This window comes from Streptomyces sp. NPDC032126 (genome assembly GCF_055580085.1).
Genome location: NZ_JBVIMA010000009.1, coordinates 66,279 through 90,296 on the forward strand (window position 1 = coordinate 66,279; position 24,018 = coordinate 90,296).

Below are 24,018 nucleotides of genomic sequence, written 5' to 3' on the forward strand. Positions count from 1 at the left end.
GTGCCTCCCAGGGTCTGTTACTGCGGATATTCACATCCTGCGGTTCTGAATAGAACTAGTCAATAGGGCGCGGGGGCGGACACCCGCCCGCACGGGTGTTTGGCTGGATCCATGGGCGCGGGCTCCGACCGGACGGGGAATGCTGTGGTGGGCAACGGCGACCACACGGGGGATCACGTGAACTACCTGCACGAGGGCGACGCCGAGCGTGCGGCGCGGCGGCACGACGCGGTGCGGGCCGCCGTCGAGCAGGGTCTGCTGGGCCCGGACACCCCCCTCGTCGCGCTGCTCGACGTGACCGGCATCCGGCAGGCCGCGGCACAGCTGCGGTCGGCGTTCGACGCGGTCGTCGCACCCGGCACGCCCGTGCTGCACGCCTTCGCGGTGAAGGCGACCCCGCTGGTGCCGGTGCTGCGGCTGCTGCGCGAGGCGGGCCTGGGCGCGGAGGTGGCGAGCCCCGGCGAGCTGGCGCTGGCCCGCGCGGCCGGACTGGAGCCCTCGGCCACGGTCCTCGACTCGCCCGCGAAGACCCCGGTGGAGCTGCGCCAGGCCCTCGCGCTGGGCATCGCCGTCAACGCCGACAACCCGCAGGAGCTGGCCCGCATCGACGCGCTCATGCCGTCCGGCCCGGTCGCCGCCCCGGTGGGCATCCGGGTGAACCCGCAGGTCGGGGCCGGTTCCATCGAGGCGCTGTCGACGGCGCGGGCGACGTCGAAGTTCGGGGTGGCGCTGCGCGACGAGGGGGCGCGCGCCTGGGTGACCCGGGCGTACGCCGAGCGGCCGTGGCTGACCCGGCTGCACGCGCACTCGGGCTCGCAGGGCGTGCCGCTGTCGCTGATGGTGCGAGGGGTGGCGGAGGTCTACGCGCTGGCCGAGGAGATCAACGAGCGCCTCGGTCGCCGGCAGATCGACACCATCGACATCGGCGGCGGGCTGCCGGTGAACTTCGCGTCCGAGGCGACGACACCGACGCACGCGCAGTACGCCCGGCTGCTGGCCGAGGCGGTGCCGGGCCTGATGGACGGACGGTACGGGCTGGTCACCGAGTTCGGGCGGTCGCTGCTGGCCAAGCAGGGCACGGTGGTGGCCCGGGTGGAGTACACCAAGAGCGCCGGCGGGCGGCCGGTGGCGGTCACGCACGCGGGCGTGCAGGTGGCGACCCGGACGGTGTACGCGCCGGGGGCGTGGCCGCTGCGGATCGCCGCCTACGACGGGAAGGGCCGCCCGAAGGAGGGCGCGCCGGTGATCCAGGACGTGGCCGGTCCCGCGTGCTTCGCGGGCGACCTGCTGGCGGAGGGGCGGGCGCTGCCGCCGCTGGAGCCGGGGGACTACGCGGCGGCGCTGGACACGGGCGCGTACTACTTCGCGCACCACTACGGCTACAACTCCCTGCCGCGCCCGGCCATCCACGGCTTCACGCCGGACGGGCGGGGCGGCGTCGCCTTCGCCACGGTGCGCGCGGCGCAGACGCCCGACGAGATCGTGGCCGAGTCCGGAGGGGCGCACGCCGAGGCGCTCACCACCCTGCCGGAGCCCGGGCGCGGTTGACGCACGCCGATGGACCGGGTGTTCAACAGGGGTGTGGACAGGGCCGGTTGAGGCACCTTAGCGGTTCCGCGCATGTTCCACCGGAAAATGCCAGAACACTCACTCGTCGAACACACTCTGCGTAGCGTCCTCCTCACTCAGCAGCGTCTCGGTGGGAGGGGAGCCACGGTGCCCGGAATCGACGAGTGCCTTCTGGAGGCCATGCGGCTGCCCGGCGCCCGGGGAGCCGCCCTGGTCGACTGGACCAGCGGACTGGCCCTCGGCACGGTCGGGGAGTTCCCCGGCGGCGACCACGAGGCGGCCGCCGCCGAGGCCGCCGAACTGGCCCGGCTGGCCGCCGAGCAGCGGTCCCTCGCCCCGGACGACGGCGCCGACGCGGCCGACCCGCCGCTGGAGGACCTGATCATCAGCAACCGGGACAGCTACCACCTGCTGCGGTTCGTGCCCACCTCCTTCGACAGCAGCGTGTTCCTGCACGTGTTCCTGGGCCGGGCAGAGGGCAATCTCGCGCTGGCCCGGATCCGGCTGGGCGAGATGGCCGGACGGCTGGTGCTGGGATGACCGTGACGAGGGCGGCCCCGGCACCCCGGCTGCCGGTACGCGACCGGGCCGCGGCTCGCGGGCGCGCGGACAGCGGGGTCTCCCCCATGCTGACCCGGCTGGCCGCCGAGCGGGCCACCGGCGTCCTGGAGCGCGAGCACGGCACGCTCCACCTCGCCGACGGCCGCGTGGTGCACGCCGAGAGCCCGTTCGCGCCCGGCCTCGACACCCTCCTGCTCGCCCACGGCACGCTGGACGCCGGCACCTGGCGGCATGCGCTGACGGAGGCGGACGGGGGGCCGTACACCGACCCGCACGGGGATCCGTACCCGAACCCGCGCGGGGACACCGGCGAGGAGGGCGGCCCGGGGGACCAGCCGCACCCCGCGACCCGCCGACTGCTCGGCACCGGCCGTATCGCACCCGGCGCCCTGGAGCTGTGCCACCTCGGCGCGCTCTACGACGCCGGGTACTTCGCCCTCGCCCCGAGCAGCACCCCGGGCCGCTTCCGCTACGGCGCCCCGCACCCGCTCGGTGTCCCGCACCCGGTCGCCGTGGCCGACCTGGAGCGCGAGACCCTGCGCCGCCGGGCGCTGCTGCACCGCCTCTGGCCGCAGGCGCTCACCGACACCGCGCCGCTGCTGCGGACCGGGGCGGCCACGGCGCCGGTGCCCACCGCCGGGCGCCGGGCGGTGCTGGCCCTGGTGGACGGCGAGCGCACCGCGTCGGACATCGCCCGGGCGCTGGGCCGGCGGGCCTTCCCCACGCTGGCGGACGTCCGGCGTCTGGCGGCCGCCGGCCTGGTCTCCCCCAAACCCCCGCCGCCCGGCCCCGTCCCCGATCCCGGCCCCGACTCCGGTTCCGTCCCCGACTCCGGTTCCCGTTCCGTACCCGATCCCGGGCGGGACCCGGCCCCGCCCCGGCCGGGCCTGGTCCTGCCCCACGTCAACGACCCCGACATCACCCTGCTGAAGAGGCTCAGGGATGCGCTGGAGGCCCTTTGAGCGGCGACGACCGTACGCCGAGAGGAGAGATCTGATGGCGGACGAGACCGGGATACTCGACGAGCTCCGGCGGCTGCGCGCCCGCGTGCCCCACCTGACCGGAGCGCTCGCGGCGAGCGTGGACGGTCTCGTCCTCGCCCACGACACGCCGGGCGTCGAACCGGAGGGACTGGCCGCGCTCACCGCCGCCGCGCTCGGCGTGGCGGTGCGCACCACCGACGCCACCGGCCAGGGCGAGTTGCGCGAACTGCTGCTGCGCGGCCAGTACGGCTACGTCGCCACCTACGCCGCCGGCGAGCACGCCGTACTGACACTGCTCGCCCAGGACCGCGTCAACGTCGGCCGGCTCCACCTGGAGGGCCGCAGGGCGAGCACGCGCATCGGCGACCTCGTGGAGATCGCCGCACCCGCCCCGACCCCCGCCCCCGCCCCATCCGCGACCCGGCCGGCCGCCAAGCCGCCCTCCCGGGCCAGAGCGGCGAGCCGTACCACCGCACCTACGACCAACACCCGTACCACTACCGATAGTTGAGAGGAAACGCCGTCATGGCCAACACCGAAACCGCGCTCAAGGAAGCACTCGCCTCCATCGAGGGCGCGACCGGAGCCGCGCTCGTCGACTACACCAGCGGCATGGCGCTGGGCACGATCGGCGGCAGCAAGAGCTTCGACCTGACCGTCGCCGCCGCCGGCAACACCGATGTCGTCCGCGCCAAGATGCGCACCATGGAGCACCTGGGGCTCAAGGCCGAGATCGAGGACATCCTGATCACCCTGAGCGACCAGTACCACCTGATCCGGCTGGTCGGCGGCCGCGGCGGCAGCGGGCTCTTCCTGTACCTGGTGCTGGACGCCAAGCGGGCCAACCTGGCCATGGCCCGCCACCAGCTGAAGCGGATCGAGGAGACCCTGGAGGTCTAGAAGAGGGAGACCCTGGAGGTCTAGCACCCGAAAGCCGGCCGCGACGAGATCGAGGCCGGAGCGTCACACCAGCGCGGCGGTGCGGCGGCGGGACCCGCCCGGGGCCGCGTCGCCCGCCGCGAGACCGGTGCCGCGATACGCCTTGACGGCCTTGCCGGCGGGGCGTCCGCCGCGCCGGTCCAGCCAGTCCACCCGCACCCACAACAGGGTGTCGGCGTCCCGTTCGCGCCGCCCGAGCCAGGCGGCCTTCAGCCGCAGCCCGGCCCCGCAGCCGGCGAGCAGCAGGCCCCCGGCCGCGGGCACGGCGAGGGAGGAACCCAGGGCGGCAGCGGCCGCGAGGAGCAGCCACCAGCGGTGGCCGCGCCGCCAGGTGCGGACGGTCACCCGCCGGTCCTGGAGCACGTCGTACTTGCCCGCCCGCGCGGCGCCCCGGGCGAGGGCCGCGAACCTGCGGCGCCCGCGCACCGCCACCACGGCGGCGGCCACGATGAACAGGGCAGCGCCCGCCGGCACCCCGATCCGCCGGCCGGTGACGCCGGGCACCAGCAGCCCGACGCCGGCCGCGAACAGCCCGCTCCACCACAGCGGGGCGGCCCCCGCGCGTACGACGACGGCCACCCGGGCCAGTCCCAGACCTCCGCGTGCCACGTTTCCGCCTCCTTGTCCGGCACACCTTGTCGGGCGGGCAGGTTAGCGGGGAAACGTGAGACGAGTCTGAGAGTTCCGACGGCTCGGAGAAGGCCCGAGACCCGAGGCTCACTCCACGAACAGTCCGCGGGCCGCCGCCCGGGTGTCGAACTCCTCCAGGCGGGCCTGGGCGTCCGGCAGGTCGTCGCACATCGCTTCCAGCAGCACCCGGCCGAGCAGCATCGGGGCGCACGCCGTGTCGAAGGCGAGCCCGGTGCCGACGGCGGCCGGCAGCAGCAGGTCGGACACCTTGGCGACGGGCGCGAACGCGGAGTCGGCGACGGTGACGACGGTCAGCCCGGCCTCCTTGGCGTAGCCGAGGGTGTCCAGCACCTCGCGCGGATGCCGGGGCAGCGCGAAGCAGAGCAGTGCGGTGGCTCCGGCGCGGACGGCCGCGTCGAGGCGGTCGTGGACCATCGAGCCGCCCTCGTGCAGCAGCCGCACGTCCGGGTGGACCTTGGCGGCGAAGTACGCGAAGCCGTAGGCCTGCGAGGCGGCGGCGCGCAGGCCGAGCACCGGCAGCGGGCGGGACGCGGCGAGGACCCGGCCGGCCTGCCGCACCGGGCGCGGGTCGGCGAGGATGTCGGCGAGGTGGCGCAGGTTCTCGATCTCGGCCTCGACGGCCTGCTGGTACTCGTTGAGCGAGCCGGCCTCCGCGGCCTGGTCGGCGGGCGCGACCTCGCGCAGATGACGGCGCAGCGCCGGGTAGCCGTCGAAGCCGAGGGCGACGGCGAAGCGGGTGACGGAGGGCTGGCTGACGCCGGCGAGTTCGGCGAGCTCGACGCTGGACAGGAAGGGCACGTCGGCGGCCCGGCGGACCATGCTGTGCGCGATCCGCCGCTGGGTCGGTGTCAGCCGGTGCCCTTCGAAGAGCGTCTGCAGCCGCGCGGCCGGGCTGTCGGTCATGACCTGCTCCCCCTCTGTTTATTCAGACACCTAGAACTCTGCATGACCTCATGCAGGGCGGGCAAGGGATCGCCGCGGTGTCACCCGCGAGAGGGGGGCTAACCCCAGTGCGGCGGCCGCCCCGGCTCCGTAGCGTGGAGGGCATGACGGGATGGGAGACGACCATGGACGCCGCGCGCGACGCCGACCTGAAGAAGGAACTCGACGCCACCCTGCACGCCCGCAGGGAACTGGGTGAGGAGTACGACTCGGCGCTGGTCGAATCCTTCCTGGAGAAGGTCGACCAGCGCATCGACGGGGCGGTGGAGCGGCGGGTGCGGCGGCAGCTGGCCGAGCAGCAGATGGTGGTGGCCCGCGACTCCCGCTCCCCGAAGGCCACCGATTCCTGGGGCGAGCGCTTCGGCTTCGGCATCGTGTCGCTGGTGCTGGCGATCCCGCTCTCCGCGATCGGCGCGGGCACCGCGCATCTGCCGGGACTGCTGGTCTCCTGGGTCGGCATCGTCGGCGTGAACGCGGTCCAGGCGGTCCGGACGAACCCGGGCGTGTTCCGCCGCCGGGGGAAGCCGTCGAAGGACGGCGACTGGGAGGGCTGACCGGGAAGGGTCCGCACGCGGAGAGGTTGCGCGGGAAGGGTCCGCACGCGAAGAGGTTGCGCGGGGACCGCCGCACCCCCGTTACCGGGGGGCGGGACGACGGCGGTCCCCGCGAGGGACGCGGGCCGGGTCAGGCCGGGCCTCGCGTCCATGGCGTCCTTGGAGGTCCGGGAGCCGCTCCGGAGGTCCTTGGCGCCGTTCGGTGCCGGCTGGGGCGGGGAGCCGCTCCCGCCCTGCCGACATCCACCAATGTGCCGGACCCGTGTTAAGCGTGTGCTGCGTGAACGTGACACCCTCGTACCACTTCCGCGACGCGCCGATCGGTTCAGGTCACCGCACGTTCGCCGCGTTCAGGCCCCGTTCACCGCGGATTCGCCGCTACTTCCCGCTCTTGGCGAGGAAGGACAGCAGGTCCTGACGGCTGACGACGCCCGTCGGCTTGCCCTCGACCAGGACGATCGCCGCGTCGGCCGTGCCGAGCACGGACATCAGGTCGCCGACCGGCTCGCCGGAGCCGACCTGCGGCAGCGGGGCCGACATGTGCTTCTCCAGCGGGTCGTCGAGCGACGCCTTCTTGTTGAAGAGGGCGTCCAGCAGCTCGCGTTCGACGACCGACCCGACGACCTCGGCGGCCATCACGTCGGGGTGACCGGCGCCCGGCTTGACGACGGGCATCTGGGAGACGCCGTACTCGCGCAGCACCTCGATGGCCTGGCCGACGGTCTCCTCGGGGTGCATGTGGACGAGGGACGGGATGGCGCCGTGCTCCTTGTCGTTGAGGACGTCGGCGACGCGCGCGCTCGGGCCCTCGTCCTCCAGGAAGCCGTAGTCCGCCATCCACTCGTCGTTGAAGATCTTCGAGAGGTAGCCGCGGCCGCTGTCGGGCAGCAGGACCACCACGACGTCGTCCGGGCCGAGGCGCTCGGCGACGCGCAGGGCGGCGACGACGGCCATGCCGCAGGAGCCGCCGACGAGCAGGCCCTCCTCCTTGGCGAGGCGGCGCGTCATCTGGAAGGAGTCCTTGTCGGACACGGGGACGATCTCGTCGGCGACCGTACGGTCGTAGGCCGTGGGCCAGAAGTCCTCGCCGACACCCTCGACGAGGTACGGACGCCCGGAGCCGCCGGAGTACACCGAGCCCTCGGGGTCGGCGCCGATGACCTTGACCGCGCCGTCGCTGGCGTCCTTCAGATAGCGGCCGGTGCCGGAGATGGTGCCGCCGGTGCCGACGCCGGCGACGAAGTGGGTGATCTTCCCCTCGGTCTGCTCCCACAGCTCGGGGCCGGTGGAGTGGTAGTGGGAGAGGGGGTTGTTCGGGTTGGAGTACTGGTCCGGCTTCCAGGCGCCCGGGGTCTCACGGACGAGCCGGTCGGAGACGTTGTAGTAGGAGTCCGGGTGCTCCGGGTCCACCGCCGTGGGGCAGACGACGACCTCGGCGCCGTAGGCGCGCAGCACATTGATCTTGTCGGTGCTCACCTTGTCGGGGCACACGAAGATGCACTTGTAGCCCTTCTGCTGGGCCACGATCGCCAGCCCGACGCCGGTGTTGCCGCTGGTCGGCTCGACGATGGTGCCGCCCGGCTTGAGCTCCCCGCTCTGCTCGGCGGCCTCGATCATGCGCAGGGCGATGCGGTCCTTCACGGAGCCGCCCGGGTTGAAGTACTCCACCTTGGCGAGGACGGTCGCCTGGATGCCCTGGGTCACGCTGTTGAGCCTCACCAGCGGGGTGTTGCCGACGAGGCTGATCATCGAGTCGTGGAATCGCACCGTTGTCTCCGGTTGCTTGCAAAAACAGTGGTCGTAGTGGTGCAGCCAGCCTAAGCCGTGGGCGGGGCGTTCACTCCCCGTCGCGATTGGGCGGCGGTGCGTACGGGGCAAGGAGTGGGTGTACGGCTGAGAGGAGGTGGCGACGAGGCATGACGAGCACGTCGAGGGCGAGAGTGGCCCGGCGCATCGCGGCCGGCGCGGCGTACGGCGGCGGCGGTATCGGCCTGGCCGGGGCGGCGGTCGTCGGACTGCTGCTGGCGGAGGCGCGATTGGCCCGGCGCCAGGTGAACGGACACGGGGCGCAGGCGCACGTCCCGCACGCGGACGGGCTGTACGGCAGGGCGTATCGCGCGCCGGGCGCCGAGCCGCTGCGGCTGGTGCTGCTGGGCGACTCGACGGCCGCGGGGCAGGGGGTGCACCGGGCGGCGCAGACCCCGGGGGCGCTGCTGGCCTCGGGGCTGTCGGCGGTGGCGGAGCGCCCGGTGGAGCTGCGCAATGTGGCGCTGCCCGGCGCCCGCTCCGACGACCTGGACCGCCAGGTCGCCCTCGTCGTCGGGGACTCCGATCGGGTGCCCGACATCTGCGTGATCATGATCGGCGCGAACGACGTGACCCACCGGATGCCACCGACCCGCTCGGTGCGCCATCTGGCGTCGGCGGTACGACGGCTGCGCACCGCCGGTGCGGAGGTGGTCGTGGGCACCTGTCCCGACCTGGGGACGATCGAGCCGGTGCAGCAGCCGCTGCGGTGGCTGGCCCGGCGGGCGTCGCGGCAGCTGGCGGCGGCGCAGACGATCGGGGTGGTGGAGCAGGGCGGGCGGACGGTGTCGCTGGGGGACCTGCTGGGCCCGGAGTTCGAGGAGAACCCGCGGGAGCTGTTCGGGCCGGACCAGTACCACCCCTCGGCGGAGGGGTACGCGACGGCCGCGATGGCGGTGCTGCCGACGGTGTGCGCGGCGCTGGGCCTGTGGCCGGCGGAGGAGGAGCGGCCGGACACGAGTCGGCGCGAGGGCTTCCTGCCGGTGGCGCGGGCGGCCGCGGAGGCGGCGGCGGAGGCCGGTACGGAGGTCGCGGCGGCGATGCCGACCGGGCCGCGCGGTCCCTGGGCGCTGCTGAAGAGGCGCCGCAGGAGGCGGGTACCCGAACCGGACGAGGCACCCGTGACGTGACCCGCGACCGGGAAAAGCAAGCGCTTAGAAAGATGCGGCCAGGGTCACACCCCAACCCCCGTGACCTGAACCATACGTACAGGTAACTTCCCAACCAGCCGTGCCCGGAAGACCCCCTATGCCAATGGAGCCGTGATGCCCGAAGCCGTGATCGTCTCGACCGCCCGCTCCCCGATCGGCCGCGCTTTCAAGGGCTCCCTGAAGGACCTGCGCCCGGACGACCTCACCGCCACGATCATCCAGGCCGCCCTGGCCAAGGTCCCCGAGCTGGACCCGAGGGACATCGACGACCTGATGCTCGGCTGCGGTCTGCCCGGCGGCGAGCAGGGCAACAACCTCGGTCGGATCGTCGCCGTACAGATGGGCATGGACCACCTGCCCGGCTGCACGATCACCCGGTACTGCTCCTCGTCCCTCCAGACCAGCCGCATGGCCCTGCACGCCATCAAGGCCGGCGAGGGCGACGTCTTCATCTCGGCCGGCGTCGAGACCGTCTCCCGCTTCACCAAGGGCAACTCCGACAGCCTCCCGGACACCCACAACCCGCTCTTCGCCGAGGCCGAGGCCCGCACCGCCGCCGTCGCCGAGTCGACCGGCTCCACCTGGCACGACCCGCGCGAGGACGGGCTCGTCCCGGACGCCTACATCTCGATGGGGCAGACCGCCGAGAACCTCGCCCGCCTCAAGGGCGTCACCCGCCAGGACATGGACGAGTTCGGCGTCCGCTCCCAGAACCTCGCCGAGGAAGCCATCAAGAACGGCTTCTGGGAGCGCGAGATCACCCCGGTCACCCTCCCCGACGGCACGGTCGTCAGCAAGGACGACGGCCCGCGCGCCGGCGTCACCCTGGAGGGCGTCTCCGGCCTCAAGCCGGTCTTCCGCCCCGACGGTCTGGTCACCGCCGGCAACTGCTGCCCGCTCAACGACGGCGCCGCCGCGCTCGTGATCATGTCGGACACCAAGGCCCGCGAGCTCGGTCTCACCCCGCTCGCCCGCATCGTGTCGACCGGCGTCTCCGGCCTCTCCCCCGAGATCATGGGCCTCGGCCCGGTCGAGGCGTCCCGGCAGGCCCTGCGCCGCGCCGGTCTCACCATCGACGACATCGACCTGGTCGAGATCAACGAGGCGTTCGCCGCCCAGGTGATCCCCTCCTACCGCGAGCTGGGCATCGACCTCGACAAGCTGAACGTCAACGGCGGCGCCATCGCCGTGGGCCACCCCTTCGGCATGACGGGCGCCCGCATCACCGGCACGCTGATCAACTCCCTCCAGTGGCACGACAAGCAGTTCGGCCTGGAGACGATGTGCGTGGGCGGCGGTCAGGGCATGGCGATGGTCATCGAGCGCCTGAGCTGAGTCTCTCCGTAATCGGCGGGCCACTTGTGGTCACGTATTGGCCCGGAATTCGGAATACCCCCGAACTCCGGGCCGATTTGTGATCCAATTTCGCCCAGAGTGTGACCTATCTCGCTCGCGATGGGGAACGCGCAGATCAGAGCGGTTTCATCACCCAACCCCAGGCCCAAAGTCCTGTCCGTTTCGTGACGTTACGCACTGACAGCTGGATAGTCCACCCTTCAAGCTGATGTAGGAAGTCGGGGGTCGACTTTGAACCGGGAGTGAGTCAGTGAGCGCCATGCCGATCGCCCTGCTGGTCACCACGGCCGCCACCGGCGCCGTGGGCGTCGCCGTTCTGCGCACCCTTCTGCAGCTGCGCCGACAGGTCGCCGCCCTGCACGCCGAGTTCGCGGGCGGCCACGCCGCGACGGCCCATGGTCTGGTGCCCGCCGCCCGTACGACCGCGGACGCCGACGAGATACGCGCCGCCGTCGCCGAGGCCCTCGCCGAGGAGCGGGAGCGGGAGCTGGCCGAGGCGCGGGCGTTCTGGGCCGCTCAGGAGGCGCGTGACGCCTCCGACGCGCCCTCCCTGCTGGGTCTGTCCGACAGTGAGCTGTTCCTGCCCCGGCAGGCCGATTTCGTCGGCCTGGAGCCCCTGGAGCCGGTGACGGAGCCGACCTCCGACGCCGACGAGTTCGCCGGGGACTCCCCCGAACTCGCCGCGGCCCGTCGCCGCCACCCCTCCCACCCGGACTTCGTCCCGGTCCAGTCGCCGATCGTGAACGACCACGAACGCACGGTGGCGGCCCTGGAGGAACTCGCCGCGTCCCGCACGGAACTCACCGACGTCCGCCCGGGCCCCCTGGGCACCCTCGACGTCTATGTCTTCGCCGACGGCACGACGCTGTGCATGACCCCGGGCCACCGCGAGACCGCGGAACGCCTCGCGGCCTCCCTCACGGCGGGCGAACCCCCCGTCCTCCTGGGCGGCTCCGGCATCTCGGGCGCCTACACCCTGACCTTCGCGTGCGGCGAGGAGAACGTGTACATCCTGGCGGACCGCGTCATCGCGAGCCTGTAGCGCGAGGCTGCGGACCGGCCACACCGCACCCGCATCCGCCGGCGCCCCTCAGACCCCCGCCCGCTTCTGCGCCTCCTCCACCAACCGCACGGCTTCGGCCACCTGGCCCTCGTCCGACAGCACGAGGGCCAAGTCGTGGACGGCGACGGTGATTTGATCGGCGGCCGCGAACATCCCCGCGTCGGGCATCTCGCGCGGCTCGCACCCCGGCGCCTCGACAACCTGCGCCCACCGGGCCAACTGCCTGGCCAGCGCCAGCGCCTCCGCGGCGGCCCCCCGTTGAAGACGGGACTGCGGCGCCGCCCGCAGCCGATCGGCGAAGTGATCAACGGCGCGGGTGAGAGGAGTCGTATCAACCACGCGGCGAGCGTACCCGCACTGTTGCCAACAGCCGAACGCTCAGGCACGGTGACCTGAAGAACCGGCTTACACCATGCGTTCGGAGGCGCCGGATGTCCCAAGTCTTCTCCGAGGAGACCCACCGCAACCTGCTCGCCCGCATCCCCCACTGCACCGGTCGTGAAGTCTCCGACTGGCTGCGCACCGTCGAAGAAGGCCCCTCTCTCTTCCGCTTCGAGGAGAAGGTCAGCTGGCTGCGCCACGAGTACGACCTCGCGTACGGCCACGCGAAGGCGATCGTCCACGAGTACGACCTGAGGAGGGCGGCGCGCAAACTGCTGTGAGCGCGCGGGGCAAGGACACCCACGGAGAAGGGCCCCGGAACGAACTCCGGGGCCCTTGTGCCGACCCTCACCGGGAGGGGCGGACCGATCAGTCGTCGCCGCTGAAGATGGCGACCAGCCGCAGCATCTCGACGTAGATCCACACCAGGGTCATGGTCAGGCCGAACGCGGCCAGCCAGGACTCCTCGCGCGGGGCGCCGTAGGCGATGCCGTCCTCGATCTGCTTGAAGTCGAGGGTCAGGAAGAACGCGCCGAGCACGATGGCGATGATGCCGACGATCGCGCCGAGCGGGCCGAAGCTGCGCAGTCCGCCGTCGTCGGCGACGCCGAAGGCGACCAGCAGCAGGTTGACCGCCATGACCAGGATGAAGGCCAGGGCGATGGCCATGCCGATGCGGGCGTAGCGCGCGGTGACGCGGACCCAGCCGGCCTTGTAGACGAACAGCGTGGCGGCCGAGACGGCCATGGTGCCGAGCACGGCCTGGAAGGGCGCGCCGGACCAGCGGCTGTTGTACATCTCGCTGATCACGCCGAGGAAGACGCCCTCGAAGGCGGCGTACGAAAGGATCAGCGCCGGCGAGGGCGTGCGCTTGAAGGACTGCACCATCGCCAGGACGAACGCGATGAGCGCGGCGCCGACGGCGAGGCCGTAGCTCGTGGTCGACACCGGGAGCAGGGCCCACGCGAGGACCGCGCCGACGGCGACGGTGCCGAGCGTCATGGCCGAGCGCATGACGACGTCGTCCATCGTCATCCGGCCGGTGGTGACCGGGGCCTGCGGCGGTGCGCCGTGCTGCACGCCCTGCTGGGCGTAGGGGTTCTGCGCGTACGGGTTCTGGGCGTACGGGTTGCCCGCGGGCGCGCCGTACGGGTTGCCCTGGGTGCCGACAGACCCGGCCTGCGGCGCGGTGTTGAAGCCCGCGTAGCCGTTGTCGCGGCTGAAGCCCCGTCGCGAGAAGACCGGGTTGCTGCTCCTCATTTCACTCCTCCATGGCCGCACGTCGCGGACCTTGGCTCAAGAGTAATGGAAAGGCAAAGGATCGGCCCTACTACCTGCGGAGGATCTTTCCCTCACCGTGCTGCGCAACACGCTACGCGTCCGCGTGATTCCCCAGCACCGGAGGGCCTCCTTCCCGGTTCGTCAGAAGGCGAACCCGGTGTATCCCTCCGCCAGATCGGTCTCGGCCGCGCGGGAGGAGGCGATCCGCTCCAGCCGGGCGAGCTGCAGCCGGTCCTCGAAGCCGGTCGCCCCGGGAGCGCGGTGCAGCAGCGTCGTCATGTCGTACGAGAACCGCTCGGCCTGCCAGACGCGGCCCAGGCAGGTCTGCGAGTAGGCGTCGAGCAGCTCGGGCGAGCCCGTCTCCCTCTCGTACGCCAGCGCCCTCGCGAAGGTCACCACGTCCCCGACGGCCAGGTTCAGGCCCTTCGCGCCGGTCGGCGGGACGATGTGCGCGGCGTCGCCGGCGAGGAAGAGGCGGCCGTGGCGCATGGGCTCGTGGACGTACGACCGCATCGGGGTCACCGACTTCTGGGTGATCGGGCCGCGTTCCAGGCGCCAGCCGTCGGCCGTCTCGAAGCGGCGCTCCAGCTCGTCCCAGATCTCCTCGTCGCCCCACGCCTCGGCGTCCGTGCCCTCGGGGACCTGGAGATAGAGGCGGGAGACGGAGGGCGAGCGCATCGACAGGAGGGCGAAGCCGCGGTCGTGGCGGGCGTAGACCAGCTCGTCGTGGGAGGGCGGGACGTCGGCGAGGACCCCGAGCCAGCCGAAGGGGTACGCGCGCTCGAAGACCCGGCTCAGCCCCTCGGGGACGGCCTTGCGGGACACGCCCCAGAAGCCGTCGCAGCCGACGACGTAGTCGCACTCCAGGACGTCCTCGACGCCCTCGTGCCGGAACCGCACCCGGGGGCTGTCGGTCTCCGCGCCCTCGACAGCCAGCGCCTGCGCCCCGAACAGCAGCGGTCCGCCCTCCTTCAGCCGGAGGGCGATGAGGTCCTTGCACACCTCGGTCTGCGCGTACACCATCACGGACCGTCCGCCGGTGAGGGCGGGGAAGTCGACGCGGTGGCGCTTCCTGTCGTAGCGCAGCTCGATGCCGTCGTGGCGCAGGCCCTCGCGGTCCATGCGCTCGCCGGCGCCGGCCGCGCGCAGCACGTCCACGGTGCCCTGCTCCAGGATCCCGGCGCGCTGGCGCCGCTCGACGTAGGCGCGGTCGCGGCTCTCCAGGACGACGGAGTCGATGCCGGCCCGGTCGAGGAGGCGGGCCAGGAGGAGGCCGGCCGGGCCGGCGCCGATGATGCCGACGGTGGTGCGCATCGGGCGATCCCTTCTCGCGTTCGCACAGTGAAGTTTCTTTCACCAAGAGGTGGCGAGTCTCCGCCCGTCGGAGTCGGCTGTCAATGGGTGCGGCGCACTGCCCATAGGTGCGGCGCCCCGTCACTGGGTGTGGCGCATCGGAAAGTGCCCAGAGCCGGACTTGAACCGGCACGCCCACGAAGGGGCAGCGAGGTTTAAGCTCGCCGTGTCTGCATTCCACCATCTGGGCAGGCCAAGGGCTCCGCGTCGCGGTTCAGAGCCTATCGGGACACATCCCTCGAACAGCGGGGGGAGAGCCCGATGTTGTCTTATTTTATTGGCGTCTGAGGGAGCATCAGCCCCGGGAACGCGCCATCCGCACTTGCCAACAGCCTTCCTTGCGGGGGTCGCTCGTGTATACGGAATGACGGAATTTCACCGCCCGAACGAGGGTGCTCCACCGGTTCTTGACACTTTTCGCCCCACGGCGCGGTAGGGGCGCCTGTCATCCCCAGGTATGACACGGCCCCCTCCCGTCCGACCGAAGTCGCCCCCCGGAACCAGAACTGCGGCTGACTCCCCGCCACGCGACGGCCGGGACGATGGTGAGCGAACCCCCGAGAACACGCCGTCGTCCCGACAGGAGCATGCCCCCGTGACCACCAGCCCCCTCGCCGCCGCCCGGACCACCTCGGTGGCCGCCCGCGCCACGGAGCTGTCGAAGATCTATGGACAGGGCGAGACCCAGGTGGTCGCCCTGGACCGGGTCTCCGTCGAGTTCCAGCAGGCCGAGTTCACCGCGATCATGGGGCCCTCGGGCTCCGGCAAGTCGACCCTGATGCACTGCGTGGCCGGGCTCGACACCTTCTCCTCCGGCTCCGTGCGCATCGGCGACACCGAGCTGGGCTCCCTGAAGGACAAGCAGCTCACCAAGTTGCGCCGGGACAAGATCGGCTTCATCTTCCAGGCGTTCAATCTGCTGCCGACGCTGACCGCGCTGGAGAACATCACCCTCCCGATGGACATCGCCGGCCGCAAACCGGACCAGGAGTGGCTGGAATCCGTCATCGGGATGATCGGACTGAAAGACCGGCTCGGCCACCGCCCCTCGCAGCTCTCCGGCGGTCAGCAGCAGCGCGTCGCCGTGGCCCGCGCGCTCGCCTCCCGGCCCGACATCATCTTCGGCGACGAGCCCACCGGAAACCTCGACTCGCGCTCGGGCGCGGAGGTCCTGGGCTTTCTGCGCAACTCCGTGCGGGAGCTGGGGCAGACCGTGGTGATGGTGACCCACGACCCCGTCGCCGCCGCCTACGCGGACCGCGTGATCTTCCTCGCGGACGGACGGATCGTCGACGAGATGTACCGCCCCACGGCCGACAACGTCCTCGACTTCATGCGGCATCTTCCTGGGGGGAACCCCCAGACCCCCGAGTTCGACGCGAAGGGCCGCACCAGCTGATGTTCCGCACCGCCCTGCGCAACGTCCTCGCGCACAAGGCCCGGCTGCTGATGACCGTGCTCGCCGTCATGCTCGGCGTCGCCTTCGTCTCCGGGACCCTGGTGTTCACCAACACCATCTCCGACGCCTACCAGAACAGCTCCGCCAAGGGCTTCGACCAGGTCGACGTCGCCGTACGGCCCAAGTCCCAGGAGGACCGGGGCGACCGCATCGGCAAGACGCCCGAGCTCACCCAGGCCCTGCTCGACCGGAGCGGCAAGGTGCCGGGCGCCGCCTCCACGATCGGGGTCGTCCACGGCTTCACCGCGATCGCCGACAAGGACGGCAAGCTCATCGGCGGCGGCTGGCAGTCCGAGGGCGGCAACTACTGGGGCACCGACGACCCCCGCTACCCGCTGAAGCAGGGCACGGCCCCGCACGGCGCCGGCCAGGTCGCCATCGACTCCGAGACCGCGCGCCGCGCCGGCTACCGGGTCGGCGACACCGTGCGCCTCTCGGTCGACGGGCCCGTCCTGTCCCCCGAGATCACCGGGATCTTCACCACGGACGACGGCAATGTCGCCGCCGGCGGCAGCCTCGCCCTGTTCGACACGGCGACCGCGCAGACGCTGTTCGGCAAGCCCGGCACCTACGACGAGATCGATGTGCGGGCCGCCTCCGGTACCTCCCAGACCGCGCTGAAGTCCGCCCTCGACCGGGCGCTGCCCGGCGGCCTCGTGGAGACCACAACCGGCAAGAAGCTCGCCGACGACCAGGCCGAGGCGATCTCCTCGTCGATGAGCGGTCTGAAGCAGGGCCTGCTGGTCTTCGCGGGCATCGCGCTCTTCGTCGGCACCTTCATCATCGCCAACACCTTCACCATGCTGGTCGCCCAGCGCACCAAGGAGCTGGCCCTGCTGCGCGCGGTCGGCGCCTCCCGCCGCCAGATCACCCGGTCGGTGCTGGTCGAGGCGTTCTTCGTCGGCGCGGTCGCGGGCGTGACCGGGCTGGTCGCGGGCATCGGCATCGGCGCCGGGCTGCGGTCCCTGATGGGCACGCTCGGCGCGACCGTCCCCGACGGCCCGCTGGTCATCTCGCCCGGCACGGTCGTCGCCGCGCTCGCCGTCGGCATCGTCATCACCATGCTGGCCGCCTGGCTGCCCGGCCGGCGCGCCGCGAAGATCCCGCCGGTCGCGGCGATGAGCAGCGTGCACGCGAAGGCGACCACCAAGTCGCTGGTGCTGCGCAACACGCTGGGCGCGCTGTTCTCGGCGGCGGGCATCGCCGTCGTCCTCGCGGCGACGTCGATGTCCGGCTCGGACGGCCAGGCCCCCATGGGGATCGGCGCGGTCCTCCTCATCGTCGGCGTCTTCATCCTCACCCCGCTGCTGTCCCGCCCGCTGATCGCGGCCGCCGCGCCGGTCCTGCGGATCTTCGGCATCTCCGGAAAGCTGGCCCGCCAGAACTCGGTGCGCAACCCGCGCCGCACGGCCGCCACCGCCTCCGCGCTGATGATCGGCCTCACCCTCATCACCGGCATGACCGTGATGGCGGGCAGCCTGCAGACGTCCATCGACAAGATGGCCTCCTCGGCGATCCGCGCCGACTACGTGGTGTCCATGGCGAACGGCAACGCGCTCTCGCCGGACGTCGAGCGCAAGCTGGAGGGCGTCGACGGCGTCACCGCGCTCAGCCCGATGCGGGGCGCGCCCTCCCGGATCGACGGCGAGACCGAGTACCTCACCGGGGTCAACGGCTCCGCGATCGGCGAGCTGACCGACCTGAAGGTCGAGAACGGCTCCTTCACGGTCGGCGGCGACCGGGCCGTCGTCGACGACGACACCGCCAAGGCCCACGGCTGGCGGGCCGGTTCGGTCTTCTCCCTCGCCTACGAGGACGGCCGCAAGCAGCGTCTGACGGTCTCCGGGGTCTACGAGGGCAACGACCTGATCAACGGCATCCTGCTCGACAACGCCACCCTCACCCCGCACCTCGACGACCCGGCCGACATGCGGGTCATGGTCAAGACGTCCGGCGGCGCCTCCGACGGCACCAAGGACCGCCTGGAGAAGGCCCTCGGCGTCAACCCGGCCATCAAGGTGCAGAGCAAGCAGGACCTCTCCGACGACATCGCGAAGATGTTCACGCTGATCCTGAACATGCTCTACGGCCTCCTCGCCATGGCCGTGATCGTGGCGGTGCTCGGTGTCATCAACACCCTCGCGATGTCGGTGTTCGAGCGCTCCCAGGAGATCGGCATGCTGCGGGCGATCGGCCTGGACCGGCGCGGCGTGAAGCGGATGGTCCGGCTGGAGTCCCTGGTGATCTCCCTGTTCGGCGGGGTGCTCGGCATCGGTCTCGGCGTGTTCTTCGGCTGGGCGGCCGGCGAGCTGCTGGGCGCCACGATGCCGACGTACGAGCTGGTTCTGCCGTGGACCCGGATGGCGGTCTTCCTGCTGCTGGCCGGCACGGTCGGCGTCCTGGCGGCCCTGTGGCCGGCGCGGCGCGCGGCGCGGCTGAACACGCTCCAGGCCATCAAGGCGGAGTAGGCGGCCCACGCGCGCGTGAGGGGCCCGAGTCACCGGTGACTCGGGCCCCTCACGCCGTCGCGGTCAGTTCCAGGTGCGGGTGCGCAGCGGCAGTCCCGACTCCCCCGACGCGGGGGTCCGTACGGCGAGGACCTGGTTGACGCCGATGCGGTTGCGTTCGAAGGCGACGGCGGAGGCGGCCATGTACAGCCGCCAGACCCGGGCCCGGCCGGGGCTGGAGAGCACCACCGCCCGGTCCCAGTCGGCCTCCAGCCGGGCGACCCAGCGACGCAGGGTGAGGGCGTAGTGCTCGCGGAGGGACTCCACGTCGCGCACCTCGAAGCCGGCCCGCTCCAGCTGGGTGACGGTGGTGCCGAGGGGGGCGAGTTCGCCGTCCGGGAAGACGTAGGCGTCGATGAACTCGTCGACGTTGTACGACGTCTCGTCGCGCTGCGGGCGGCGGGCGATCTGGTGGTTGAGCAGCCGTCCGCCGGGGGCCAGCAGCCGGTGGAGGTCCCGCGCGTACTCCAGGTACCGTTCGCTGCCCACGTGTTCGGCCATGCCGATGGAGGAAATGGCGTCGTAGGGCCCGTCGGTGACGTCGCGGTAGTCCTGGACGCGGATCTCGATCCGGTCGGTGAGCCCCTCCTCGGCGACGCGTTTGCGGGCGTAGGCGGCCTGTTCGTGGGAGAGCGTGATGCCGACGACGCGCACGCCGTGCTCGCGGGCGGCGTGCACGGCCAGCGAGCCCCAGCCGCAGCCGACGTCGAGGAGCCGCTGACCCGCTCTCAGATCGAGTTTGCGGCAGACGAGTTCGAGCTTGTCGCGCTGGGCGGTCTCCAGGGTGCTGTCCGGATCGGGCCAGTAGGCGCAGGAGTACACCATGGAGGGCCCGAGGACGAGGGCGTAGAAGTCGTTGCCGACGTCGTAGTGGTGGCTGATGGCGCGGCGGTCGGTGCGGCGGGTGTGGAGGTGGCCGCGGCGACGGACCTCCTCGGGGGGCGGGGCGGGCGGCAGCGGCGGCCCGGCGAGCCGGAACAGCCCTCGGACGGCGGCCCGCGCGCGCGGATCGCGCAGCGTCCGGGCGAGCGTACGGGAGTCCTCGCCGCGCTCCCAGATCAGTCCGGAGAGCCGGTCGAGCGCGATGTAGAGGTCGCCCTCGATCTCCAGGTCCCCGGCCACCCAGGCGCGGGCCAGGCCCAGTTCGCCGGGCTTGAACAGCAGTCGGCGCAAGGCCCGCCGGTTGCGGACGACCAGGGTGGGGGCGTCGGGCGGGCCCGCCTGCGAACCGTCCCAGGCGCGTACGCGGACCGGGAGCGGGACTCCCAGCAGTTCTTCGAGCAGGCCCAGCAGCCGCGACGCGGCGTCAGCCATGGCGCGCACCTCCGTGACGGTGAACGATCCCGGTGTCCAGTGACCACGTAGACACCAGGATGCCCCCGACATCGTCCCCTGAGGGGTGACGACCCGTCGGAAGCCGGGAGGAAACGCCGAAGGACCTCCCGCACCACGGATGGCGGGAGGTCCTTCGGTCGGCTGCTCAGTGACCGGTACCGGTCAGGAAGCCTTCACCTCGGTCTTCTTCGGCTCGGCCGCCGGCACGGGCTTCGCGGCCTCGTAGAACTCCTCGCGCGGGGTCTCCAGGGCGCCGAGGGCGACCACCTCGCGCTTGAGGAACATGCCGAGCGTCCAGTCGGCGAAGACGCGGATCTTGCGGTTCCAGGTCGGCATCGCGAGGCCGTGGTAGCCGCGGTGCATGTACCAGGCGAGACGGCCCTTGAGCTTGATCTTCATCTTGCCCATGACGATCATCGCGACGCCCTTGTGCAGGCCGAGGCCCGCGACCGCGCCCTTGTTGGCGTGGCTGTACTCCTTCTGCGGGAAGCCCCGCATGCCGGAGACCACGTTGTCGCCGAGGACCTTGGCCTGGCGCAGCGCGTGCTGGGCGTTCGGCGGGCACCAGGCGTTCTCGTTGCCCGCCTTGCGGCCGACGAGGTCCGGGACCTGGGCGTTGTCGCCGGCGGCCCAGATGTAGTCCGTGCCCTGGACCTGGAGCGTGGCCTGGGTGTCCACGTGGCCGCGCGGGCCGAGCGGAAGGCCGTAGCGGGACAGGACCGGGTTCGGCTTGACGCCGGCGGTCCACACGATGGTGTTGGAGTCGACCTCCAGGCCGTTCTTCAGCACCACGTGGCCGTCGACGCAGGACTCCATCGAGGTGGAGAGGTAGATCTCCACGCCGCGGCTCTCCAGGTGCTCCTTGCCGTACTGGCCGAGCTTGGGGCCGACCTCGGGAAGGATCTTGTCGGCGGCGTCGACGAGGATGAAGCGCATGTCCTCGCGGGACACGTTCTTGTAGTACTTGGCCGCGTCGCGGGCCAGGTCCTCGACCTCACCGATGGTCTCCGCGCCGGCGAAGCCGCCGCCGATGAAGACGAAGGTGAGCGCCTTGCGGCGGATCTCCTCGTCGGTGGTGGAGTCGGCCTTGTCGAGCTGCTCCAGCACGTGGTTGCGCAGGCCGATGGCCTCCTCGATGCCCTTCATACCGATGCCCTGCTCGGCGAGGCCGGGGATCGGGAAGGTGCGGGAGACCGCGCCGAGCGCGATCACCAGGTAGTCGAAGGGCAGCTCGTACGCCTCGCCGACCAGCGGGGCGATCGTGGCGACCTTGCGGTCCTGGTCGATGGTGGTGACCCGACCGGTGAGGACCTCCGCCTTGGGCAGCACGCGCCGCAGCGGGACGACGACGTGGCGCGGGGAGATGTTGCCGGCGGCGGTTTCGGGGAGGAAGGGCTGGTAGGTCATGTACGACCGGGGGTCGACGACCGTGACGGTCGCCTCGCCGTAGCGCATCTTCTTGAGGATGCGCCGAGCTGCGTACAGGCCTACGTACCCACCGCCTACTACGAGGATCCTGGGACGCTCCGTGGTGCTCATGCCATCGAGTATCCACCCGCCCCAGGGGGGTGGCTCGTGCGCCCCTTCACAAGCTTCGACAGGGTGTGTGCTATCCTCCGCGACCCGCGTGATCCAGATCATGGTGCGGGGTGGGAACCGGCGTCCGGTCCGACCCGTTGTCAATGCCGCGTGAGCTGCCTCTCCGGGCCTCGGCGGGCCCTGTGAGGGGGTCCCGGATCACCTCCGTGACACCTGCACGCAAGGCCACTGTAGCCCTGTTTTGAACACGTTCATACGGGTGCTGACCCCCCGGAAGGGCCAACCGGCCCCTCTCCGGCCCTCCTGCGGGCCCTTTTCCTTGTGAAGAACTTCACGAAGTTTTCCGACGGGACGTCATCAGGGGGCCCCGAAAGGCCCCCTGGAGTAGCTCAAACGTTATCCGTACTGCTCAGCGGAGTGCTACCCGCCAGTAACAAAAGAGACCTACGCCACCGACCACGCGATGCCGTCGAGGATGTCGTGCTCGCTCACGACCACCTCCCGGGCGCCGATCCGCTCCATGACGGACAGCAGGACGAGCGCGCCCGCCGCGATCACGTCCACCCGGCCCGGATGCATCGAGCCGATCGCCGCGCGCTCCGCGTGCGTGGAGCCCAGCAGCCACTCGGTGATCTCCCGGACCCGCTCCACGGACACCCGGGAGTGGTGGATCGCCGCGGAGTCGTACGCCGGCAGCTCCTGGGCGATCGCCGAGACGGTCGTGACGGACCCCGCGAGGCCCACCAGGGTGCGCGCCTCGTGCAGCGGAACGCTCCGCTCGGCGAGGTCGAGCGCGGCCGCGATGTCGGCGCGCATCGCCGCGATCTGCTCCGCGGAGGGCGGGTCGGTGACGGCGCCGTCCACGACCAGGTGCCGCTCCGTCATCCGCACACAGCCGACGTCCACGGACCGGGCCGCCCGCACATGCTCCTCGCCGACGACGAACTCGGTGGAGCCGCCGCCGATGTCCACGACGAGGTACGGCGGGGTGAGGTGCCCGCGGCCCGCGAGCTCCTTGGTCGCCCCGGTGAAGGAGAACTCCGCCTCCTGGTCGCCGCTGATGACCTCGGGCTCGACGCCCAGGATGTCCAGCACCCCGCGCACGAACTCGTCGCGGTTCTCGGCGTCCCGGGAGGCGGAGGTGGCGACGAAGCGCAGCCGCTCGGCGCCGTACTCCTTGATGACGGCCGCGTACTCACGGCAGGCGGCGAAGGTGCGCTCCAGCGCCTCGGGCGCGAGCCGGCCGGTCCGGTCGACGCCCTGTCCGAGCCGCACGATCGTCATGCGCCGGTCCAGGTCGACGAGCTCCCCGGTGGCGGGGTCCGCGTCGGCGACGAGCAGCCGGATGGAGTTGGTGCCGCAGTCGATGGCGGCGACGCGGGTCACTTCTCGTCCTCCTTCACGGACGTCACGTCCCCGTCCTTCTCGGCCTTCTCGGCCTTCTCGTCCTTCTCGGCCTTCTCGTCCTTGCCCGACGTCACACAGGTGCCCTTGGCCCACCACTCGGGGAGCATCGCGAGCGCCTCGTCGCCCAGGGGGTTCACGCCCGGCCCGGCGGCCAGCGAGTGCGCGACCAGGACGTGCAGGCACTTGACCCGGTCGGGCATGCCGCCCGCGCTCGGGAAGCCCGTCAGCTCCTCGATCTCGTCCCGCCGCCGGATGTAGTCCTCGTGCGCGGCCCGGTACCCGGCGGCCAGCTCCGGGTCGGTCTTCAGCCGCTCGGTCATCTCCTTCATCACGCCGTTCGCCTCCAGCGTGCCGATCGCGGAGTTCGCCTTGGGGCACGTCAGGTAGTACAGCGTCGGGAAGGGGGTGCCGTCCGGCAGCCGCGGCGCGGTCTCGACGACGTCCGGCTGCCCGCAGGGGCACCGGTGGGCGATGGCGCGCAGCCCGCGCGGCGGCCGCCCGAGCTGCTGCTTGAACGCCTCCACGTCGGCGTCGGTGGGCTCGGTGCGGGGCGTGGTCGGCGGGGGCGTTTCCATCGTTCCTGAGGGTGTCTTTCTGCTATCGGTCATCGGTCGGAGGCGTCGGACTGGTCGACCCCGTCCCAGACGTTGGAGTACCAGGGGCGGTCGGCCGCCCCCAGGTCGGCGCGGGCCTGCTTCGCCGCCTCGGGGTCGATGACGACGTAACCCGTCTCGCCCGGCAGCACATAGTGCAGCCGCAACCGGATCTGCTGCTCGGCGTAGGCGTCGTCCTGCCAGCGCGCCTTGAGGTCGCGCAGGTCCTCCACCCGCTGCCGCGCCTGCTCCCGCTCCCGTTGCAGATCGGCGATCTCGGCGCGCTGGGAGACGTACTGGCGCATCGGGTAGGCCAGGGCGACGATCAGCGAGCACAGCACCAGCGCCAGCAGCGCGGCCCGGCCGGTGAGCCGGGAGCGGCGGGCCTGCCGGCGGGTCTGGGAGCGGTAGACACGGGCCGCGGTCTGCTCGCCGAGCAGCCGGATCCTGGTCGCGGTGGAGAAACGGTCCCGGTCCTTGACGGCCATCTCTCACTCCCGTTCTCACACGCGCGTACGTCCCCGCACACGGTACGGGACCGAGTACGGGGACGTACGGACGACGCCTCTTTGTGCGGCTACGGCTCAG

23 protein-coding genes and 1 tRNA gene are annotated in these 24,018 nt (G+C 71.9%); 12 read left to right on the top strand and 12 right to left on the bottom strand.

The features are described from left to right. Positions 1-111: 111 nt before the first annotated feature. From ACZ5NW_RS29690 to ACZ5NW_RS29710, 5 genes are all read left to right on the top strand, one after another. Positions 112-1,548, top strand: a complete 1,437-nt coding sequence (locus tag ACZ5NW_RS29690; protein ID WP_468747034.1) for a type III PLP-dependent enzyme domain-containing protein — start codon at positions 112-114, stop codon at positions 1,546-1,548. A gap of 168 nt (positions 1,549-1,716) precedes the next feature. Then, positions 1,717-2,109: a hypothetical protein gene (locus tag ACZ5NW_RS29695; RefSeq protein ID WP_468747035.1), complete on the top strand. Its 393-nt coding sequence runs from the start codon at positions 1,717-1,719 to the stop codon at positions 2,107-2,109. Beyond that, positions 2,106-3,092 (top strand): transcriptional regulator, encoded by a 987-nt coding sequence (locus ACZ5NW_RS29700; protein ID WP_468747036.1) that lies wholly within the window; start codon positions 2,106-2,108, stop codon positions 3,090-3,092. The genes ACZ5NW_RS29695 and ACZ5NW_RS29700 overlap by 4 nt, the downstream gene beginning before the upstream one ends. A 34-nt stretch (positions 3,093-3,126) precedes the next feature. Continuing rightward, on the top strand, positions 3,127-3,624 hold the full coding sequence (locus tag ACZ5NW_RS29705) for a roadblock/LC7 domain-containing protein (protein WP_468747037.1): 498 nt from the start codon (positions 3,127-3,129) through the stop codon (positions 3,622-3,624). A gap of 14 nt (positions 3,625-3,638) precedes the next feature. Further along, positions 3,639-4,013: a roadblock/LC7 domain-containing protein gene (locus tag ACZ5NW_RS29710; RefSeq protein ID WP_468747038.1), complete on the top strand. Its 375-nt coding sequence runs from the start codon at positions 3,639-3,641 to the stop codon at positions 4,011-4,013. Positions 4,014-4,076: 63 nt separating this feature from the next. Here ACZ5NW_RS29710 and ACZ5NW_RS29715 read toward each other — a convergent pair whose 3' ends face one another. Together ACZ5NW_RS29715 and ACZ5NW_RS29720 are read right to left on the bottom strand one after the other, a co-directional pair. Then, the gene (locus tag ACZ5NW_RS29715) at positions 4,077-4,661 is read right to left on the bottom strand and encodes a hypothetical protein (RefSeq protein ID WP_468747039.1); all 585 of its coding nucleotides are present in this window, start codon (positions 4,659-4,661) and stop codon (positions 4,077-4,079) included. Positions 4,662-4,769: 108 nt separating this feature from the next. Next, positions 4,770-5,606, bottom strand: a complete 837-nt coding sequence (locus tag ACZ5NW_RS29720; protein WP_468747040.1) for a MurR/RpiR family transcriptional regulator — start codon at positions 5,604-5,606, stop codon at positions 4,770-4,772. A 143-nt stretch (positions 5,607-5,749) separates the two neighbouring features. Between ACZ5NW_RS29720 and ACZ5NW_RS29725 the strand changes: the two genes are divergently transcribed. Next, the gene (locus ACZ5NW_RS29725) at positions 5,750-6,199 is read left to right on the top strand and encodes a hypothetical protein (protein WP_468747041.1); all 450 of its coding nucleotides are present in this window, start codon (positions 5,750-5,752) and stop codon (positions 6,197-6,199) included. 378 nt (positions 6,200-6,577) lie between these two features. Here the strand turns inward: ACZ5NW_RS29725 and ACZ5NW_RS29730 are convergent, their stop codons facing one another. Further along, positions 6,578-7,966, bottom strand: a complete 1,389-nt coding sequence (locus tag ACZ5NW_RS29730) for a cystathionine beta-synthase (RefSeq protein ID WP_468747042.1) — start codon at positions 7,964-7,966, stop codon at positions 6,578-6,580. Positions 7,967-8,115: 149 nt separating this feature from the next. Between ACZ5NW_RS29730 and ACZ5NW_RS29735 the strand changes: the two genes are divergently transcribed. The 3 genes from ACZ5NW_RS29735 (at position 8,116) to ACZ5NW_RS29745 (ending at position 11,554) form a co-directional block, all read left to right on the top strand. Continuing rightward, positions 8,116-9,135, top strand: a complete 1,020-nt coding sequence (locus ACZ5NW_RS29735) for an SGNH/GDSL hydrolase family protein (RefSeq protein ID WP_468747043.1) — start codon at positions 8,116-8,118, stop codon at positions 9,133-9,135. Between the two features lie 135 nt (positions 9,136-9,270). Further along, the gene (locus ACZ5NW_RS29740) at positions 9,271-10,491 is read left to right on the top strand and encodes an acetyl-CoA C-acetyltransferase (RefSeq protein ID WP_468747044.1); all 1,221 of its coding nucleotides are present in this window, start codon (positions 9,271-9,273) and stop codon (positions 10,489-10,491) included. Between the two features lie 271 nt (positions 10,492-10,762). Beyond that, a complete protein-coding gene (locus ACZ5NW_RS29745) occupies positions 10,763-11,554 on the top strand; it encodes a hypothetical protein (protein WP_468747045.1) in 792 nt (263 codons plus the stop codon). A 48-nt stretch (positions 11,555-11,602) separates the two neighbouring features. Here the strand turns inward: ACZ5NW_RS29745 and ACZ5NW_RS29750 are convergent, their stop codons facing one another. Further along, positions 11,603-11,914, bottom strand: a complete 312-nt coding sequence (locus tag ACZ5NW_RS29750) for a hypothetical protein (RefSeq protein WP_468747046.1) — start codon at positions 11,912-11,914, stop codon at positions 11,603-11,605. A gap of 92 nt (positions 11,915-12,006) precedes the next feature. Between ACZ5NW_RS29750 and ACZ5NW_RS29755 the strand changes: the two genes are divergently transcribed. Further along, the gene (locus ACZ5NW_RS29755) at positions 12,007-12,237 is read left to right on the top strand and encodes a DUF4287 domain-containing protein (protein ID WP_468747047.1); all 231 of its coding nucleotides are present in this window, start codon (positions 12,007-12,009) and stop codon (positions 12,235-12,237) included. 88 nt (positions 12,238-12,325) lie between these two features. Here ACZ5NW_RS29755 and ACZ5NW_RS29760 read toward each other — a convergent pair whose 3' ends face one another. The 3 genes from ACZ5NW_RS29760 to ACZ5NW_RS29770 form a co-directional block, all read right to left on the bottom strand. Next, a complete protein-coding gene (locus ACZ5NW_RS29760; protein WP_468747048.1) occupies positions 12,326-13,216 on the bottom strand; it encodes a Bax inhibitor-1/YccA family protein in 891 nt (296 codons plus the stop codon). Positions 13,217-13,378: 162 nt separating this feature from the next. Next, positions 13,379-14,551, bottom strand: a complete 1,173-nt coding sequence (locus ACZ5NW_RS29765; protein ID WP_468747049.1) for a 4-hydroxybenzoate 3-monooxygenase — start codon at positions 14,549-14,551, stop codon at positions 13,379-13,381. Between the two features lie 145 nt (positions 14,552-14,696). Beyond that, a tRNA-Leu gene (locus ACZ5NW_RS29770) sits at positions 14,697-14,780 on the bottom strand. Positions 14,781-15,185: 405 nt separating this feature from the next. Between ACZ5NW_RS29770 and ACZ5NW_RS29775 the strand changes: the two genes are divergently transcribed. Both ACZ5NW_RS29775 and ACZ5NW_RS29780 read left to right on the top strand, forming a co-directional pair. Continuing rightward, entirely contained in the window at positions 15,186-15,989 is an 804-nt protein-coding gene (locus ACZ5NW_RS29775) for an ABC transporter ATP-binding protein (protein ID WP_468747050.1), read from the top strand. Beyond that, positions 15,989-18,517: an ABC transporter permease gene (locus tag ACZ5NW_RS29780; protein ID WP_468747051.1), complete on the top strand. Its 2,529-nt coding sequence runs from the start codon at positions 15,989-15,991 to the stop codon at positions 18,515-18,517. Before ACZ5NW_RS29775 ends, ACZ5NW_RS29780 begins: the two co-directional genes overlap by 1 nt. Before the next feature lie 63 nt (positions 18,518-18,580). Here the strand turns inward: ACZ5NW_RS29780 and ACZ5NW_RS29785 are convergent, their stop codons facing one another. The 5 genes from ACZ5NW_RS29785 to ACZ5NW_RS29805 form a co-directional block, all read right to left on the bottom strand. After that, positions 18,581-19,870 carry a class I SAM-dependent methyltransferase gene (locus tag ACZ5NW_RS29785; protein ID WP_468747052.1) on the bottom strand — a complete coding sequence of 430 codons (1,290 nt, stop codon included), beginning with the start codon at positions 19,868-19,870 and terminating at the stop codon, positions 18,581-18,583. A 183-nt stretch (positions 19,871-20,053) separates the two neighbouring features. Further along, the gene (locus ACZ5NW_RS29790; protein WP_468747053.1) at positions 20,054-21,430 is read right to left on the bottom strand and encodes an NAD(P)/FAD-dependent oxidoreductase; all 1,377 of its coding nucleotides are present in this window, start codon (positions 21,428-21,430) and stop codon (positions 20,054-20,056) included. A 444-nt stretch (positions 21,431-21,874) separates the two neighbouring features. Continuing rightward, positions 21,875-22,816, bottom strand: coding sequence for a Ppx/GppA phosphatase family protein (locus tag ACZ5NW_RS29795; protein WP_468747054.1), 942 nt, complete (start codon positions 22,814-22,816; stop codon positions 21,875-21,877). After that, positions 22,813-23,412 (bottom strand): DUF501 domain-containing protein, encoded by a 600-nt coding sequence (locus tag ACZ5NW_RS29800; protein WP_468747055.1) that lies wholly within the window; start codon positions 23,410-23,412, stop codon positions 22,813-22,815. The genes ACZ5NW_RS29795 and ACZ5NW_RS29800 overlap by 4 nt, the downstream gene beginning before the upstream one ends. A 29-nt stretch (positions 23,413-23,441) precedes the next feature. After that, positions 23,442-23,918 carry an FtsB family cell division protein gene (locus tag ACZ5NW_RS29805; protein ID WP_468747056.1) on the bottom strand — a complete coding sequence of 159 codons (477 nt, stop codon included), beginning with the start codon at positions 23,916-23,918 and terminating at the stop codon, positions 23,442-23,444. Positions 23,919-24,018 lie beyond the last annotated feature (100 nt).

What these genes read in the sequence shown, in the direction of transcription:
- ACZ5NW_RS29690 (WP_468747034.1), top strand. Translation starts at nt 112, where the DNA reads ATGGGCGCGGGCTCCGACCGGACGGGGAATGCTGTGGTGGGCAACGGC.
- ACZ5NW_RS29700 (WP_468747036.1), top strand. Translation starts at nt 2,106, where the DNA reads ATGACCGTGACGAGGGCGGCCCCGGCACCCCGGCTGCCGGTACGCGAC.
- ACZ5NW_RS29705 (WP_468747037.1), top strand. Translation starts at nt 3,127, where the DNA reads ATGGCGGACGAGACCGGGATACTCGACGAGCTCCGGCGGCTGCGCGCC.
- ACZ5NW_RS29710 (WP_468747038.1), top strand. Translation starts at nt 3,639, where the DNA reads ATGGCCAACACCGAAACCGCGCTCAAGGAAGCACTCGCCTCCATCGAG.
- ACZ5NW_RS29720 (WP_468747040.1), bottom strand. Translation starts at nt 5,606, where the DNA reads ATGACCGACAGCCCGGCCGCGCGGCTGCAGACGCTCTTCGAAGGGCAC.
- ACZ5NW_RS29725 (WP_468747041.1), top strand. Translation starts at nt 5,750, where the DNA reads ATGACGGGATGGGAGACGACCATGGACGCCGCGCGCGACGCCGACCTG.
- ACZ5NW_RS29735 (WP_468747043.1), top strand. Translation starts at nt 8,116, where the DNA reads ATGACGAGCACGTCGAGGGCGAGAGTGGCCCGGCGCATCGCGGCCGGC.
- ACZ5NW_RS29740 (WP_468747044.1), top strand. Translation starts at nt 9,271, where the DNA reads ATGCCCGAAGCCGTGATCGTCTCGACCGCCCGCTCCCCGATCGGCCGC.
- ACZ5NW_RS29755 (WP_468747047.1), top strand. Translation starts at nt 12,007, where the DNA reads ATGTCCCAAGTCTTCTCCGAGGAGACCCACCGCAACCTGCTCGCCCGC.
- ACZ5NW_RS29760 (WP_468747048.1), bottom strand. Translation starts at nt 13,216, where the DNA reads ATGAGGAGCAGCAACCCGGTCTTCTCGCGACGGGGCTTCAGCCGCGAC.
- ACZ5NW_RS29765 (WP_468747049.1), bottom strand. Translation starts at nt 14,551, where the DNA reads ATGCGCACCACCGTCGGCATCATCGGCGCCGGCCCGGCCGGCCTCCTC.
- ACZ5NW_RS29780 (WP_468747051.1), top strand. Translation starts at nt 15,989, where the DNA reads ATGTTCCGCACCGCCCTGCGCAACGTCCTCGCGCACAAGGCCCGGCTG.
- ACZ5NW_RS29785 (WP_468747052.1), bottom strand. Translation starts at nt 19,870, where the DNA reads ATGGCTGACGCCGCGTCGCGGCTGCTGGGCCTGCTCGAAGAACTGCTG.
- ACZ5NW_RS29790 (WP_468747053.1), bottom strand. Translation starts at nt 21,430, where the DNA reads ATGAGCACCACGGAGCGTCCCAGGATCCTCGTAGTAGGCGGTGGGTAC.
- ACZ5NW_RS29800 (WP_468747055.1), bottom strand. Translation starts at nt 23,412, where the DNA reads ATGGAAACGCCCCCGCCGACCACGCCCCGCACCGAGCCCACCGACGCC.
- ACZ5NW_RS29805 (WP_468747056.1), bottom strand. Translation starts at nt 23,918, where the DNA reads ATGGCCGTCAAGGACCGGGACCGTTTCTCCACCGCGACCAGGATCCGG.